14 protein-coding genes and 1 riboswitch are annotated in these 15758 nt (G+C 67.5%); of the genes, 4 read left to right on the top strand and 10 right to left on the bottom strand.

The genetic code is table 11. The features are described from left to right. The first annotated feature begins 5 nt into the window (after positions 1-5). The gene (locus ACSQ19_RS03660; protein WP_436040763.1) at positions 6-1562 is read left to right on the top strand and encodes a methyltransferase regulatory domain-containing protein; all 1557 of its coding nucleotides are present in this window, start codon (positions 6-8) and stop codon (positions 1560-1562) included. On the opposite strand, the gene ACSQ19_RS03655 is transcribed toward ACSQ19_RS03660, so the two are convergent. From ACSQ19_RS03655 to ACSQ19_RS03640, 4 genes are all read right to left on the bottom strand, one after another. Then, complete coding sequence (locus ACSQ19_RS03655) at positions 1556-3166, bottom strand: sulfotransferase (protein ID WP_436000094.1); 1611 nt, start codon at positions 3164-3166, stop codon at positions 1556-1558. The two genes, ACSQ19_RS03660 and ACSQ19_RS03655, sit on opposite strands and share 7 nt — an antisense overlap. A 1-nt stretch (position 3167) precedes the next feature. After that, positions 3168-4001, bottom strand: coding sequence for a hypothetical protein (locus ACSQ19_RS03650; protein ID WP_436001083.1), 834 nt, complete (start codon positions 3999-4001; stop codon positions 3168-3170). 149 nt (positions 4002-4150) lie between these two features. After that, complete coding sequence (locus ACSQ19_RS03645) at positions 4151-5032, bottom strand: Hsp33 family molecular chaperone HslO (RefSeq protein WP_436000092.1); 882 nt, start codon at positions 5030-5032, stop codon at positions 4151-4153. Further along, complete coding sequence (locus ACSQ19_RS03640; RefSeq protein WP_436000090.1) at positions 5029-6321, bottom strand: aspartyl/asparaginyl beta-hydroxylase domain-containing protein; 1293 nt, start codon at positions 6319-6321, stop codon at positions 5029-5031. Before ACSQ19_RS03640 ends, ACSQ19_RS03645 begins: the two co-directional genes overlap by 4 nt. A 51-nt stretch (positions 6322-6372) precedes the next feature. Here ACSQ19_RS03640 and mtgA point away from each other — a divergent pair, with 51 nt between their 5' ends. Genes mtgA through ACSQ19_RS03625 form a run of 3 tightly spaced genes read left to right on the top strand, consistent with a single transcriptional unit; the run spans position 6373 to position 8574 of the window. Next, on the top strand, positions 6373-7152 hold the full coding sequence (mtgA, locus tag ACSQ19_RS03635) for a monofunctional biosynthetic peptidoglycan transglycosylase (RefSeq protein ID WP_296278452.1): 780 nt from the start codon (positions 6373-6375) through the stop codon (positions 7150-7152). Continuing rightward, positions 7149-8186 (top strand): glycosyltransferase family 2 protein, encoded by a 1038-nt coding sequence (locus ACSQ19_RS03630; RefSeq protein ID WP_296278451.1) that lies wholly within the window; start codon positions 7149-7151, stop codon positions 8184-8186. The genes mtgA and ACSQ19_RS03630 overlap by 4 nt, the downstream gene beginning before the upstream one ends. Then, on the top strand, positions 8146-8574 hold the full coding sequence (locus ACSQ19_RS03625) for a CBS domain-containing protein (protein ID WP_296278450.1): 429 nt from the start codon (positions 8146-8148) through the stop codon (positions 8572-8574). The genes ACSQ19_RS03630 and ACSQ19_RS03625 overlap by 41 nt, the downstream gene beginning before the upstream one ends. Before the next feature lie 6 nt (positions 8575-8580). Here the strand turns inward: ACSQ19_RS03625 and ACSQ19_RS03620 are convergent, their stop codons facing one another. The 6 genes from ACSQ19_RS03620 to ACSQ19_RS03595 all read right to left on the bottom strand — a co-directional run bounded on the left by ACSQ19_RS03620 (position 8581) and on the right by ACSQ19_RS03595 (position 15507). Next, positions 8581-10530, bottom strand: coding sequence for an AsmA family protein (locus ACSQ19_RS03620; RefSeq protein ID WP_436000087.1), 1950 nt, complete (start codon positions 10528-10530; stop codon positions 8581-8583). Positions 10531-10617: 87 nt separating this feature from the next. After that, the gene (trhA, locus tag ACSQ19_RS03615) at positions 10618-11310 is read right to left on the bottom strand and encodes a PAQR family membrane homeostasis protein TrhA (RefSeq protein WP_296278448.1); all 693 of its coding nucleotides are present in this window, start codon (positions 11308-11310) and stop codon (positions 10618-10620) included. A gap of 103 nt (positions 11311-11413) precedes the next feature. Continuing rightward, complete coding sequence (locus ACSQ19_RS03610; protein ID WP_296278447.1) at positions 11414-11611, bottom strand: hypothetical protein; 198 nt, start codon at positions 11609-11611, stop codon at positions 11414-11416. A gap of 188 nt (positions 11612-11799) precedes the next feature. Further along, on the bottom strand, positions 11800-13416 hold the full coding sequence (locus tag ACSQ19_RS03605) for a peptide chain release factor 3 (protein ID WP_436000084.1): 1617 nt from the start codon (positions 13414-13416) through the stop codon (positions 11800-11802). Positions 13417-13489: 73 nt separating this feature from the next. Then, entirely contained in the window at positions 13490-14410 is a 921-nt protein-coding gene (locus ACSQ19_RS03600) for a peptidoglycan DD-metalloendopeptidase family protein (RefSeq protein ID WP_436000082.1), read from the bottom strand. A gap of 2 nt (positions 14411-14412) precedes the next feature. Continuing rightward, positions 14413-15507 carry a phytase gene (locus ACSQ19_RS03595; protein ID WP_436000080.1) on the bottom strand — a complete coding sequence of 365 codons (1095 nt, stop codon included), beginning with the start codon at positions 15505-15507 and terminating at the stop codon, positions 14413-14415. A gap of 114 nt (positions 15508-15621) precedes the next feature. Further along, a riboswitch (SAM riboswitch) is annotated at positions 15622-15738 on the top strand. The last annotated feature ends 20 nt before the right edge of the window (positions 15739-15758 follow it).

Below are 15758 nucleotides of genomic sequence, written 5' to 3'. Positions count from 1 at the left end.
ACGACATGCCGTACAGCTCATACGCCTACCAGTACAGCGCCCCGGAACAGCTGGCCGCCGTTGCGAGCCTGTTCGGGTTGCCGTCGGGACAGGTATCGACGGCGCGCGTCCTGGAGCTCGGATGCGGGTCGGGCGGCAATCTGATCCCCATCGCGTTGCGCTATCCGCAAGCGAGGGTGGTGGGCGTGGATATCTCGGGAGTCCAGATCGCCGAGGGGAAGGCGTCCATCGATCGCCTGGGCATCGGCAATGCCTCCCTCATCGAAGCGGACCTGCTCGATCTCGATGCGGATTCGCTCGGCGAGTTCGATTACATCATCGCCCATGGCGTCTACAGCTGGGTGCCCGCCGAGGTGCAGGACGCTGTCCTGCGTCTGATCGCCCGCTGTCTTGCGGCGGACGGCGTCGCCTACGTCAGCTACAACACCTATCCGGGCTGGAAGACCAAGGAGATCGTCCGCGATGCGATGCTGATGCATGGCGGTGCGCGACCGACCGTCGACGAGCAGGTGGGCTACGGCCGCTCCATGCTCAACTTCCTCAAGCAGACGGCGCTGCCGGGGGGGCTGACCGCCGCCGCGGTCGACGAGTGCATGCCGTCGATCATGAACGGCCCCACCGATTACGTGGCGCACGAGTATCTCGCCCCGAACAACCGGCCCTGCTACTTCCATGAATTCGTTGAGCGGACAGGTCGCCATGGCCTGGCTTACCTGGGCGAAGCGCAGCCGTCGACCATGCTGCCGTCCAACTACAGCCAGGAGCTCTCGCAGCAGCTGTACGGCGCGCTCGGTGGCGATCAGGTGCGCGTCGAACAGTATCTGGACTTCGCCGTGAGCCGTGTCTTCCGCCAGACCCTGCTGGTGCACGCGAAACGCGCCGAAGACCTCCGCTGGGAGCTGGATCGCGCGACCCTGCATCGGATGCATTTCGCGGCGAACCTGTCCGCCACCGACGGACCGATCCGCCTGGACGGACAGCACCAGGAGTTCGTCGCGCTCCCGAATACGGCGAGCATCGGCGCCAGCCTGAGCGGTATCAAGCAGGCGATCGATGCACTCGCGCGAGCGTGGCCGGGCACGGTGACGCGAGACGATATGCTCCGCCACGCGATGCTCACGCAGGGCGACAAGGACGCGGTTTCGCCGGAGATCCTGAGCGAGGCCGTGGATGAACTATGCGAGCGCCTGACCCTGCGCGGCATGGCGCAGGTTCGTCTGGCAGCCGTGGAGGCCACGGGCGTAGGTGATCGTCCGGTCGTGGATCCGGCGGTCAGGCGCCAGGTCGTCGCGCTCGTGCCGCCGCGCAGGCACGTGGCCAATCTCTGGCACGACAGCATCGAAATGGGGGATATCGACCGGTTGCTGATCCCGTTGATGGACGGTTCGCTGGACAGAGACGGTCTGGTGGCCGCCGCCGCCGCCGCCCTGCGCGAGGGACGGCTACCTGCCCTGCCGCAGGCGGCAGCGGATGACACGGAGTCGCAGGCGGAGGCACGCGTGGCGGAGATGCTGCAGCGTCTTGCCGGCGCCGCGATACTGGTGCGACCAGCGGGTCAGTAACGCTGGCCGAGTTCCGAGAGGCGCCACGCCAGCGGCGTAAGGTAGTCGCGGTATGCGTGCCACTTGGGCCGCAGGGGCAGGCCCGGCTTCTGCCGTACCTGCACCGCGCTCGCGGTGTTGACGCTGCCAGTGGCGGACGCCGGATCCAGCATCGTCGGCTGGAAGCCCGTGCCCAGGAACGTGGTCACGCGCTTCAGTTCCGCCGCCGGATCGGTGGCGAGCGCAGCGTAGGTCACGTCATGGATGCGCCCCGGGAAGCGCTGGCGCCAGTGCTGCATCAGGCTGAAGTAGTGGCGATAGTGGTTGGCGAGTTCGGCCTGGTCGTACGAATAGCGGCAGGTGGTGGCCGAGAACGGCTCCCTCAGGTTGGAGAAGCAGGTTTCCATCGGATCGCGCGACATGTGCAGGATCTTCGCGCCAGGCAACGCGGTGAGGATGAAACCGAGGTTGAGGAAGTTGGACGGCAACTTGTCGGTGACGAATCGCTGCCCCGCGCGACGCCAGTCCACCGATTCCAGGTAGCCCCTGCCGATGGCGCCATAGTCGAAGTCCGCCGAAGCCTGGACGATGGCCGCATCGAGCTCGGTGCTGCAGTGGTGATCGGCGGCCAGTCGTAGCTGGCTGGTGAAGTCGTAGAGTTCGCCCCCCGAGCAGATGTCGGTGTGTGCCGAAAGCAGTTGTTCCAGCAGCGTCGTACCGGAGCGATGCATGCCGACGATGAAGACGGGCGTGAACGGCGCGTCCATCGACGACGGGCGCTCGGCGGCGCCGACGTCCAGCGATTTCAGCAGTCCGAACAGCCGCTCGTCTTCTTCGCCGGAATAGGCGACCACCTTCCGCATGGAGGTGCAGGCCAGTTCGAGCGCGTCCGTTGCGGCTGCATAGTCCTCGAGGCGGTCGAGCTCACGATGCAGCGCGTAGGCCAGCAGCGCCGCATTGCCCGGTTCCGCGGCGCGCGCCACCGCGCGTTTCAGTGCGTCGACGTGGCCCGCGTCGGTGCCGCTTTCCGAGCGCAAGCGGGAGAGGTGCCACCAGGCGGGGGCGTGGTCCGGCTGGAGCACCAGGGATTCGCGGAAATGCTGTTCCGCCTCTTCGAACCTTCCGAGGTTGAGCAGCGCCAGACCGATATCCGACGTCAAGGGCGCAGAGGAGGGATGGTGCGCCGCCGCCAGTTGCAGATGCTGGAGAGCCTGCTGGGGGTGGTTCAAGGTCTGCAGGAACAAGGCCACCAGCTGGGCGACATCCACATCGTGCCGCAATCCCTCGGGAATGCGCGGAATGAATCCGTGCAACTCCGGAATGAGGTTGAACGTCTTCAGGCGGCGCAACAGGAACATGCATTGGCGCTTGTTCTGCACGCCGACGCGATAGGCGGAAAGCGCGTACTCGCGTGCGCGCCGGTAGTTGTCGTCGATGGACTCCAGGCGCGACCGCTGGATGAGGGCACCGGCATCGGTCGGATGCTCGGCCAGGATGGCGTCGCTGATGCTGCGCGCCCCCACCAGATCGCCTGCCGTGATCAGGCTCCGCACCCTGAGGAGCTTGTTTTCGACATCGAGACGAGGTCCGCGCGCGGCGGACGAACGGTCACTGCTGCTGGACAAACTAGAGGTCCTGCTCGTAACGCACGTACGGCACGGTGCCTTCGTCGGCGTTCTCGTTGGTCAACGAGAAGGGATTCTTGCCGCGGGTGATGACGTTTTCGGCCCCGACCGTCAGCTGCCCACTCCAGGGAGTGCGCCAAGTCAGGCCGAGGCCCAGGCCTTCGAACTTGCCAGGCTGGCCGGGCACGTCGATGACGCGGCCGACGATATTGGCGCTGAAGGGGCCGTAGCCACCGCCGACGGTCAGGCTGCGGCTGTTCCAGCGATCGGCGAGAGCCGGCAGGTCGGAGACGGGCACCAGCGTGGCCTTGGCCACGGCGCCGCCGATCGACACGAACCCTTCGCGTCCTATGTTCTTCTGCCCGAACACGGCCAGGTCGTTCTGTTCGACCCGGCTTCCGCCGCGGCCCGAGGACAGCCAGGCCGGCAGGGTGTCGCGGCCGGTGCCGGCCGACAGTCCCAGCTTGCCGCCGGGACGGCTCAGGACGGCGGATGCGCTCACGCGCTGGCTTGCCGTGTCCTGATCGTCGTCGCCGAGCGTGGCCAGCATGCAGTGGCTCGCCAGGTTGCCGATGTTGCCGACGACCCCCGCCTTGCGGTTGCACACCAGGCCCAGGGCGTCGCCGCTGTCCAGGCCGAATGCGGTGGTCAGTGAGTTGCGCCCCAGGCGCCAGCGCGCGCCGGCCTCGGCCTGGCCGGTCGGCTCGAGCAGCAGCACGGCCTCGACCTTGCCGTCATTGTTCCAGATGGGAAGGGCGGTCGCCTGCGGGTCCGCGGCCGGCTTGCGCGTGCTTTTCTGCGCATGCGCATCCGCCGCCCCGCCAAGGGCGAGCAGCAGGGCGAGCGGCAGTGAAAGGCTACGCAGATTCATGGCTGGCTTCAGACTCCTGGGTCGACCCGGAGTTCCCCTCCCGAAGGGGAACCGATGCTATGCCGTTTATGTTTCTTTAACAAGTCCCCGACGCTGTCCGCCGACCGCCGGAACTACTGAAGGCGGCTGGGCGCTTCCATGTCGACCCGCAGCTGGCTGAATAGTTCCGCGATCTGCGGGGCGGAGAATCGATACTCCTGCCCACAGAACTCGCAACGCACTTCCGCCACCCCATCGGCCAGCGCCGCGGTCGCTTCCTCTTCTCCCAACGACTGCAGCATGCTCTCGACCCGTTCCCGCGAACAAGAGCAGCCGAAGCGAACTGCGCGCTCCGTCAGGATTTGCGGGGTTTCCTCATGGAACAGGCGGTGCAGCACCACCGGCACGGGCGTGGCCAGCAGCTCGGCCTCGCCCAGCGTATCGAACAGGGCGCCGGCCCGGCTCCAGCCATCGTCATCGCCCTCGTCGCCCGGCAGCTTCTGCAGCATCAGGCCGCAGGCCCGGTCACCGTCGGCGGCCAGCAGCAGGCGCGTCGGCAGCTGCTCGGACTGGCGGAAGTAGTCTTCGAAGGCTTCGGCCAGGCGGCTGGCCTGCAGGCCGACCAGGCTCTGGTAGCGCTGCGGCTCGCGCGGGTCCAGACCGGGGTTTTCGATGGTGATCGCCAGCAGGGCGTCCTCGCCCAGGTCGCGGAGGTCGCGCGGCGCGTCTCCGGCCGTGGACAACTGCGCTATGCCGCGCACCGTACCCGCCGCGGTGCATTCGGCGAACAGGCTCCGCAAGGTGCCCTGGCTGCGGAGCTGGATCGACAGGCGCCCGTCGACCTTGGTATGACCCGTGAACAGCACCGCCGCCGCAATGGCTTCGCCGAGCAGCTCTCGGGCCGACGGCGGGTAGTCGGCGCGGCCACCGACGGTCTGCCAGGTGTCTTCGAGACGCACCGCCACGCCGCGGACGCCGGCGGCGGGCAGCAGGAAGCGGGTCACCCCGTCGTTCACAGTTCACCCATGGCGTCGTGGCCGTTGTAATCCAGCATTCCCTGGATGGTCGTGCAGACCAGTTCCCGTTCGACTGGCGTCAACATGGGATGCCATACGTCGAAGATGAGCACTACGCGCAGGCGATCGCTGTTGTTCCAGGCTTCGTGCAGGATGGTGTCGTCGAACATCACCAACTCGCCGGGCTTCCAGACATGCGTTTCGCCGCCGACGCGAAGTGCGCAGTCGGGGGGGATGATCAGCGGCATGTGGACGGTCAGGCGGGTGTTCGTTGCCCCGTGATGGGGCGCGATATGCGTGCCCGGCTTGAGCGCGGAGAAGAACGTCACTGGCGCGCGGTCCGGCACCCTGCACATGGGGGCGTGGTCGGACAATGCGGCAACGGTCTTGGGACAGCGCCTGGCGTGGTCTTCGTCCAGTTTGCCGCTTTTCCAGAAATAGTAGGCGCCCCAGTCCAGATTGCGATCGAGCGGCGCGAACTGTCCCTTGGGCTCGTAGTCCGACATTTCCACGTAGGGGACGAACTCTGCGTTTTCCTCCAGCAATGACTGGAGCTCACGGAGCATGTCGGGGAAAGCGGCTTCGACGGCGGGCGCCCAGTCGAAATCCTCGCGATGGAAGATCGGTATCGAAGGCAAGCGAGGGAACGGCAGCGTCAGCGGCCGGGACAGCGCCATGTCGCGACGTCCGGTCACCACATCCAGGCTGTGCTGGAAACGCTCGAGCTGGCGCGGCGAACCGGTGCGCAACTGGTCCCCCATCCGGGCGAGCAGGAACTCGCGCATCTGCGCTTGGTTCTCCGCCACCTTGCGGCGAGCATGCTGGATCAACGGCTGCAGTTCGGGCTCCTGCTGGAGCGCCTCGGGCATGTAGGCCATCGCTGCGCCGTAGGAGGACGCGGCCGCGCGGTCCTTGCCTCGTTCCTCGAGCAGGCGTGCCTTTTCGATGTGCACGCCCCATGCGACCGGTTCTGCCTTGAGGGCGGCATTGATCTGGGCCAGGGCGGCATCCGCGTCGCCCATGGCGGAGTAGACCCGGGACAGATTGGCGTGCGCCATCGTATAGTCCGGAGCCGCTGCCACGGCGCGTTGCAACAGGTCGCGCGCGACGGACAGATCGCCCCGCTGCATGGCCTGCATGGCCAGGTGGTTGAGCGCTGGCGGAAACTCCGGCTCGAGCTCGAGCACCTTGTGCCAACGGACCGCTGCGGAGACGGACTGGCCGCTTTGGGCCAGCTGGTCGCCCTCTCTCATCAAGTCGGCTACCAGCGTCTCGGTGCGTGCGTTCATAAGGCGGATGACCAGCGGACTGTTGAGACCCCATTCTCGCATTTGGATGCCATGCGCTCAAAATCGGACGGTTCCATTCCCCGCGTAGCCCGTCGCCGCTGGCTCCGCTGGCTGCTCGCCCTGCCTTTCCTGTTCGCCGCGGCCAGCGTGCTGCAGGTCGTCGTGCTGCGTTTCGTCGACCCGCCGTTCACCGCCTTCATGGCGGCGCGCCTGGTCGAGGCCTGGGGCAAGGGAGACGTCGGTTTCCGGCTGGCCTACGACTGGCGCGATCTGGACGAGATGGCGCCCAGCCTGCCGTTGTCGATGGTCGCGGCGGAGGACCAGAACTTCGCCACGCACCGCGGCTTCGACCTGGCGGCGATCGAGAAGGCGCGCGTGCACAACCGCAAGATGGTCGAGCGCGCGGAGAAGCGCGGCAGGCCGGTGACGCGCCTGCGCGGCGCCAGCACGATCAGCCAGCAGGTCGCGAAGAACCTCTTCCTCTGGCAGGGCAGCAACCGCGTGAGCCGATGGACGCGCAAGGGGCTGGAGGCCTGGTACACGCTGCTGATCGAAACCCTGTGGTCGAAGCGCCGCATCCTGGAGGTCTACGCCAACGTCGCCGAGTTCGGCGACGGCGTCTATGGCGGGCAGGCGGCGGCACGACGTTACTGGGGCAAGGACGCCGCGCGCCTGACGTCCAACGAAAGTGCGCGTCTGGCCGCCGTGCTGCCGTCCCCCCGCCGCTACAGCGCCCCTCGTCCCGGGCCGTACGTGCAGCGGCGCGCGACACGCATCGAACGCCAGGTGCGGCAGATCGGCGGCACCACCTATCTCGAGGCGCTGCCATGATCGGCGCGGCGCCTCAGGTCACCGTCGTGGTGGCCGCGTACAACGAAGCGCAAGCGCTGCCGCTGCTGCACCCGCGCATCCTGGCGTCGCTGGACGCGCTGGAGGGCGTGCAGGGTCGCGTGCTCTACGTCGATGACGGCAGCCGCGACGACACATGGGCGGTGATGCGCGCGCTGGCGGCGGACGATCCGCGGGTGTCGCTGTTGCGGCTGTCGCGGAACTTCGGCAAGGAAGCGGCGCTGACCGCCGGCCTGGACCGTGTGGACACCGGTGCGGCCGTGATCCTCGATGCGGACGGGCAGGACCCGCCGGAGTTGATCCTGGACTTCGTGCGCGCCTGGCAGGCCGGCTACGACAACGTGCATGGCACGCGCGTCGAGCGGGAGGGCGAAAGCTGGCTGAAGCGCGCCACCGCGCATGCGTTCTATCGCGTGATCGGTCGCCTGTCGAAGACGCCCATCCCTGCCGACACCGGCGACTTCCGCCTGCTGTCGCCGCGTGCCCTGGCGGCGCTGCGCGAACTGCGCGAGCGCCACCGTTTCATGAAGGGGTTGTTCGGCTGGGTGGGCTTCAACCAGAAATCGGTGCCGTACCATCGCGATGCGCGCGTGGCGGGGAGCAGCAGTTTCGGCTTCTGGAAGCTGTGGAACTTCGCGCTGGAGGGTATCACCAGCTTCAGCACCGCGCCGTTGCGCGTGGCGACCTACATCGGCGTGCTGACCGCGCTGCTCGCCTTCGCCTTTGCGATCTACATCGTCGGGAAGGCGCTGCTGTTCGGCGATCCGGTGGCCGGCTGGCCGACGATGATGACGGTGATCCTGTTCCTCGGCGGCACGCAGCTGGTGGCACTGGGACTGATCGGCGAGTACCTGGGGCGCCTGTACGAGGAATCCAAGCAGCGACCCCTGTACCTGGTGGATGCGTGGCAACCCGCGTCGGCAGGAGTATCCTTGGCCGGGCCAGATCGACCCGCTCCCTATCCCGGAGATCGCCATGCGCACGGTTCGTCAGTTGCTGGGGGCCAAGGCCCCTGAAGTCTTCGCCGTATCCCCCGACGCCTCCGTCCTCGACGCCATCAGGCTGATGGCCGAAAAAGGCGTCGGCGCCGTGCTCGCCATGCAGGGGCCACGGTTGTGCGGCATCGTGTCGGAGCGCGATTACGCCCGCAAGGTGGTGTTGCAGGGGCGCTCGTCTTCCAACACGCCGGTGCGCGACATCATGACGGCGAAAGTCGTCACCGTTCGGCCCGACGACAGCGTCGACCATTGCATGAAGGTCGTCACCGAGCACCGGATCCGCCACCTGCCGGTGGCCGACGGGGACGCCATCGTCGGCGTCATCTCGATCGGCGATCTGGTGAAGGCGGTGATCGAAGACCAGCAGGTGGAACTGGACCAGCTGCAGCGCTACATCGCCAGCTGAGCCGCATCACTTCGCGTACTGGCCGCCGCACGCGCTGTCTTCGCCCGGCCCCACCTCGATCGTCGCCAGCAGCGCCGCAGGCGGGGCGATGCTGCCCAGCGCCACCGCGACCGCGCCGCGCAGGCCCAGGCGCTTGAAGTCGGGACGGAACGAAGGGTCCTTGAACGTGCCGCCGACGACCAGCGGCGAGCGCAACGCGAGGATGCTGCGATCCTTCGGGCGCGGCCTCATTTCCAGATCCAGTGTTTCGTCCTTCAGGCTGATGCGGCCGGTGCCGACGATGATCGTGTCGCTGGTATCGAAGGCGAGCGACCGGGCGTCCATCACGCCGTCCTTGACCGCGAAGTCGCCGAAGGCACAGCGTACCGGCACAGTCTTGTCCCGGGTGACCAGGAACTTCAATGACTCCGCGATGTCCAGGCCGGCGAGTTCCATCAGCAGGTTGCTGATCTGCCCACGGCCCATGCCGAGCGCGATGTCGCCATCGGCCGTGCCCAGGATGCCGGCGACCGAGTTGCCGGTCCCGGTGATCTTGATGTCGCCGCCGATACGGCCGATGGCGGTCTTCGTCAGTTCGGCCTGCGGAAACAGCTCACCCAGGTCCAGCCGGCGCGCGGCGATCGTCGCCTCTGTCCGGATGGTGTCGCTGCGGGCATCCATGCGGATCTGCGACCGGATATCGCCCTGCGCGACGCCGAAGTTCAACGGCTCCAGCCGCAACAGGCCGGCATCCAGCAGCAGGTGCGCGTCCATGTCGTCGATGGGAAGGCCCGGCGCGTTGATGCGATGCGCCTTCCAGCGGACGTCGGCATCCATCGCGCGCAGCTTGGCGAGGTTGTAGGGCGTGTCCGGCAGCACGCGTGCATCCGCCGCCAACGCCGCCGCTTCCGCACGCTGCTCTGCGTTGCTGGCTTCGCGGGCGTCGGTCTGCGGAGGCGCGCCGACGAACCCGGCCAGGTCGTCGAAATCCAGGCGCTTGGACACCAGGTTCGCCTTGAACAGCGGGCGTTCGCGCCCCACGGTGACGCTGGCCGTACCGGCAAGGTCGCTGTCGCCGACCACGCCGGTGAAATCGTCGTAGCGCCATGTGTTGCCGTCGCGCGTGAATCGCCCGTCCAGGCGATAGGGGGGCGTGGGAGGGGTCGCGATGCCGATCAGGGGGAACAGATCCTCCATGTCCTGCCCCGCAAGCATCAAGCGCAGGTCGAAGTCGCGCAAGCGGAACGGATCGAGCAGCGTGCCGCGTGCATGCGCGCGTGTCGCCCCGGCCCTGGCGCGCAGGTCGATACGGTAGTGCTTGTCGGTGTCGCGCAGCGCGAGCGGTGAGGCCACCTGGCCCTGCAGCGTGAGCGCATTGCCTGCCCAGCGGCCCTTGCCCTTCAGGTCGACTGCCGCCGGTGCATCCGGTGTCGCCTGGCGGATGCTGGAAAGCTGGATGTCCAAGTCGGTCTTGCGTGAGGGGTCGAGAAACAGCAAGCGACCGTCATCGATCCACAGCTCGCGAAAGCGCGTCCGGCTCTCGCCAGAGCGGTCACCGAAGACCCAGTTGCCCACGCCTTCGGGCCCTGTCTCCAGGCGCAGCCGGGGATGGGTCAGGCGCACGCGCGGGATGCGTGTCTCGCGCCTGAAGAGAAACGGGAAGACTTCCACGCTCACTTCGGCGCGATCCGCTGCCGCCATGGTCGGCACACGGGACCACGAGGCATTGCCGAACGTCAGCCCCTCCGCGCGCGCCGTGGTCACACGCCCGAGATCCACGTCGAGATTGCCGGCGATGTGGAAGCTGCGGCCGGTCTGCCATTCGACGATGCGTTCGATGGGGCGACGCAGCCAGTTCCATTCGAACAGCACGGCGATGACCACGATGATCGCCGCCAGCACGCCGATCACGATCGCGCCGGTACGCGACAGGGGGCGCAAGGCGAAACGACGACGAGGAGTGGAAGCCGCGGTCATGGGCCCATGGTTGGCAACCGCGTGTTCACGGGTTGCGAAACGCAGGCCAGGCGGTTCATGTGCGGGACACGAACGTCGACGCGCGTTTCACGCCAGCCGCGGCATCAGCACCTGCTGGGTGACGGCGACGAAGTGACACACACTGCCGGCGATCACGAACAGGTGCCAGATCGCATGCGAATAGCGGATCGATTCGCGATGGTAGAAGAAGGTGCCCAGCGTATAGAACAGGCCGCCGGCCAGCAGCCAGCCGAGCGTCCACGGATCCACCGAGGTCAGCAACGGCTTGATCGCCACCACCACCAGCCAGCCCATCGCGATGTAGAGGATCGTCGACAGCAGCTTGAAGCGGCCGGTATAGAACAGCTTGAAGATCACGCCGGCGATGGCGATCGTCCAGATCGCGGTGAACAGTCCCCAGCCCCACGGCCCGCGCAGGCCGATCAGCGTGAAGGGCGTGTAGGTGCCCGCGATCAGCAGGTAGATCGCGCAGTGATCGAAAACCTTCAGGCGGCCCTTGGCGACCGGATGCTGGATGGCGTGATAGAGCGTGGACGCGGTATAGAGCAGGAGCAGCGTGATGCCGAAGACGATCGACGCGCCTAGCTGCCAGCCGTCCCCGTAGATGGCGGCGAGCGTGATCAGCACCGCGCCTCCCGCCAGTGCCGCCACGGCGCCGAGGCCGTGCGTCAGCGCGCTTGCGATCTCGTCGCGCAGATCGACCAGATGGTCGGCGCGTTTCCGTGCACGGAGGGTTTCGAAAGAGGTCGGCTCGTTCATGTCGCAACGTTACCGCAATGCAGCATGAGGTGCATGCCTCCGCGGCCGTCCAGTCAGCCTGCGGCGGGCTGCCGAAGGGTCCGGCAGCCCGCCTCGAGGCGGATCAGATCACTGCCGCGCCGCTCAGTGCCGCCATGTCGGGGCGGAAGACCAGGCACAGCGCGAATCCGGCCAGGAACAGGATCAGCGGAATCTTGTTCTCGGCGAAGTTCTTGATGCCGTAGTAGATCGTGTAGATACCGCAGATGAAGCAGAAGACGGCAGCCAGCGCGCCGTCTTTCTTCGCAGCGTTCACCGTCATCCAGATCGCCCCTGCCAACAGCAGGACTATCCCGAGAAAATACATCGACATCTCCCCATGACGCCGCCGGATGGCGGCCAGGGAAAGCCTAATGGATCAACGCGCCGGTCGGCATCCCGGGGCGGCCCGTGTCCGCCGAACGTAACCTGCAAGACACGGCCTCACCGTCGTGCCGTGGCGAGATGGGCTCATCCCGGATCGACGCTGTGCGCGTGCTCACGCGTGGCGAGGAACTGCACGTCGGGCGCGCGTTCCTGGGCGAGCTGCAGGTTCACCCGCGTCGGGGCCAGGTAGACCAGCTCGCCGGCCGCGTCCACCGCCAGGTTCATGGCGTTCTTGTCGCGGAATTCCTCGAGCTTCTTCGCGTTGTCGCAGCGGATCCAGCGCGCCGTGGCCACGCTGACGTTCTCGAACGACGCGTCCACGCCGTACTCGTCCTTCAGGCGGTAGGCCACCACGTCGAACTGCAGCACGCCGACCGCGCCGAGGATCAGGTCGTTGCTCATCAGCGGCCGGAAGAACTGGGTGGCGCCTTCCTCGGACAGCTGCGCCAAACCCTTCTGCAACTGCTTGAGCTTGAGCGGGTCGCGCAGGCGGGCGCGGCGGAACAGCTCCGGCGCGAAGTTCGGGATGCCGGTGAACGACAGCGCCTCGCCCTCGGTGAAGGTGTCGCCGATGGAGATCGTGCCGTGGTTGTGGATGCCGATCACGTCGCCGGGATAGGCCTCGGCGGCGATCTCGCGGTCGCTGGCCATGAAGGTCAGCGCGTTGGCCAGCTTCATCTCCTTGCCGCTGCGCACGTGGAAGGTCTTCATGCCGGCCTCGAAGCGGCCCGAGCACACGCGCATGAACGCCACGCGGTCGCGGTGCTGCGGGTCCATGTTGGCCTGGATCTTGAAGACGAAGCCGGTCAGCTTGTTCTCCGCAGGCTGCACTTCGCGGCCGGTGGTTTCGCGCGGCTGGGGCGATGGCGCGTGCTCGACGAAGAAATCGAGCAGCGGCTGCACGCCGAAGTTGTTGACGCCGGAGCCGAAGAATACCGGCGTCTGCTTGCCGTCGAGGTAGGCCTGCTTGTCGAAGGGATGGCTGGCGCCCTGCACCAGTTCCAGTTCGTCGCGCAGTTGCGCCAGCATTTCGGCGCCGATCTTGTCGGCAAGGCCGGGCGCGTCGAGCGACGGGAAAATCGTCGAGTCCTGGCGGGTGAAGTTGCGGCCCGGTTCGTACAGGTGCACTTCGCCCGTCAGCAGGTGCACCACGCCCTTCAGGCGCTGGCCCATGCCGATCGGCCAGGTGACGGGGGCGCACTGGATGCCCAGCACGCTTTCGACCTCGTCCAGCAGCTCGATCGGGTCCTTGCCCTCGCGGTCCAGCTTGTTGATGAAGGTCATGATGGGCGTGTCGCGCAGGCGGCAGACTTCCATCAGCTTGATGGTCCGCTCTTCCACGCCCTTGGCCACGTCGATGACCATCAGCGCGCTGTCGACCGCGGTCAGCACCCGGTAGGTGTCCTCGCCGAAGTCGGCGTGGCCCGGGGTATCGAGCAGGTTGACGATCTTGCCTTCGTACGGGAACTGCATGACCGACGAGGTGACCGAGATGCCGCGCTCCTTTTCCAGCGCCATCCAGTCGGAGGTCGCATGGCGCGCCGCCTTGCGGCCCTTCACCGAGCCGGCCATCTGGATCGCGCCGCCGAACAGCAGCAGCTTCTCCGTCAGCGTGGTCTTGCCCGCGTCGGGGTGGGAAATGATGGCGAAAGTGCGGCGGCGCGCGGCTTCATCGGCCACGGCGCTGGTCGGATTGGACATGGGGCGGGCGCCCGGACGGGCGCTGAAGGAGCGGGAAGGCGGCGATTATACCGGCCGCGGCGGGTCAGCCGTCTCAGCGGCCCGAGGGGAACTGCAGCTGGCCAAGCGGGCCGAACATACGGAACGGCACCGACTCCAGCCGCATGCCGCGGTTGGCCTGAACCACGAAGTGCAGGTGGGGGGCGGTGGAGAAGCCGGTGTTGCCGGACAGCCCGATGTACTGCCCCTTGCGCACGTACTGGCCTACGCGCACCTGCGCGCCCTCCGCCTTCAGGTGCGCGTACAGCGCCATGGTGCCGTCGGGATGCAGGATGCGGATGAAGTTGGCGCGGCCACCGTACTTCTCGCGGTTCAGGCCGGCCTTGTCGAAGTCCGACTCGACCTGCATCACCAGGCCCTCGCGCGCGGCGACGATCCGGGTGCCCTCCGGCACCGCGAAATCCACCGCGTTCAGGTTCTGCGCATCGCTGTGGCTGAAGCGACCGCCGGGGCCCTGGTCCACGCGCACGCGGCCGTAGTCGAACGGCAGGCGGTACTCGTAATCCTGCGGTTGGCTGGCGGGGTCACCCGGCATGCCGTCGAGGGTCAGTTCGAAATCGCCGCCGCGCAGCGGATCGGTCACGCTGATGTCGGCCACCAGCACGCTGCTGCGCGCCGGCACCACCGCACGGGCGGGCAGGGCGGGCGCGCTGCGCACGTCGCGCTGCCGACGGAACCCCAGCTGCACCTGCACCGGCCCGTGCATGAGGTTGTCGGCCCACGCCTGGTAGCGCGTGCCCTGCTTCTCAAGCCGCAGCCGCACCAGCGCGCTGGGCGGATTGCGGAACCGCATGACGTCCAGGCCGCTGCCGGCCAACTGCTCCGGCGGAGGCGGCTGGTCGCCGTACTGCGTATAGCCCTGCTTGTCCTTCCATCGATACAGGCGGGCAGCCGCGAGGTCGCCCACGCTGCCGACCAGCATGATGATGCCGCAGGCCAGGGCCAGCCCGCGCATGCTCACCGCGGGCAATCGCCCTGCAGGTCGAGCGCGCGGGCGATGTCGCGCAGGTCGAAGGCGGCCAGCGAGACGTCGTTGTGGAGCGCGAACAGCGCGCCGGCCGGGAACCGCTTGGTCGGCATGGCGTAGACGGTCTCGCCGTCGGTGTTGGACGTCACCTTGCCTGAGAACACACCGGACGGCGCCAGCGTGGCGCGGTCGAAGACGCGGAAGCGCGTCGGGGTCAGCTGGTCCACGGCGATCCAGTAACCGGCCTCGGTGGTGCACGACCATAGCGCGATGCCTTCGGCATCGGCGTCGAATGTTGGCAGGCTGTGGCCGCGGTAGGCGCCGGTCGCCAGCCGATAGTCCCGCAGGGTGGATCCGACGCGGCGGTCTTCCTCGGCGATCAGCAAGCGGTCGTGCGCCGGATCTCCGGCGATGGATTCGACCATGCGCAGCGCGCCGGCCGCGCCGGTATCGCCGAATTGCCCGAGCAGTCGGGTTTCCAGCTTCCCGCCCTCCTCGACGCGCACCTGGAACCGCTTCACGCGACCATCCAGGTCGGCCATCGGTGGCAGGGTCATCGTGCGGAAATCGGCCATGAAGCTGTCGGTGACGAACAGCTCCAGCTCGCCCGGCGCGGTCTCGTGCACCCACAAGCCGTAGGGCGAGCTCAGCACATCGGCCCCGAACGCGCCCAGTGGCGCGAAGTCCGGCAGGCGGAAGGCCTGCACGCGGTGGTTGTCGCGTTCGGCGACGAACAACAGGTCGCCGAACACGGCGATGCCGTTCGGCCGGTTGAACTGGCCCACCGCGTCGCCCGGGGTGCCGACCGTACGCAGTCGCTGACCGGTGTCGGCATCGTAGATGGCCAGGTGGTGGGTCGCCTTGGCGGTGGCGATCAGCCACACCGGGCCGTCTTCGGTCGGCCACGCCACCAGCGAATCCAGTTCGTCGCCGGCGACCGGCGCGGACACCCACGCTTCCGGAAGGATGGCGTCGGCGGCGGTCTTCGGCGGCGGCGCAGGCGGGGTCGAGGTGTGCAGGGGGGCGGTGGAACAGCCGGCCAGCAAGGCCGCGAACAGGCCGCCCAGAAGGGGTTTCAAGGTCATGTCAGGGATTATGCGGCATTGCCGCACCCGCCGGCAGCGGGATCGCGGTCGAGAATCCATCGCTTCATCCGAATAAAGCGATTGACATTGGTCGGAGCCGGGGGCAAAGTAGCTCCACCATCGAGACCGGCAGAGGGACAGGCCCGAAGAAGCCGGGGCAGCCAGCGACGCGCAAGCGCCGTGGTGGTGCCAAATCCTGCGGGGACCTCAGCGTCTGCCGGAAGATGGTTCGTACCGTGCCCTCGCACGGC

It is taken from the genome of Pseudoxanthomonas sp. LjRoot127, assembly GCF_964253495.1.
Taxonomy (GTDB): Bacteria; Pseudomonadota; Gammaproteobacteria; order Xanthomonadales; family Xanthomonadaceae; genus Pseudoxanthomonas_A.
The sequence above is the reverse complement of the archived record's forward strand: the minus strand, read 5'-3'. Positions and strand labels throughout refer to the sequence as shown.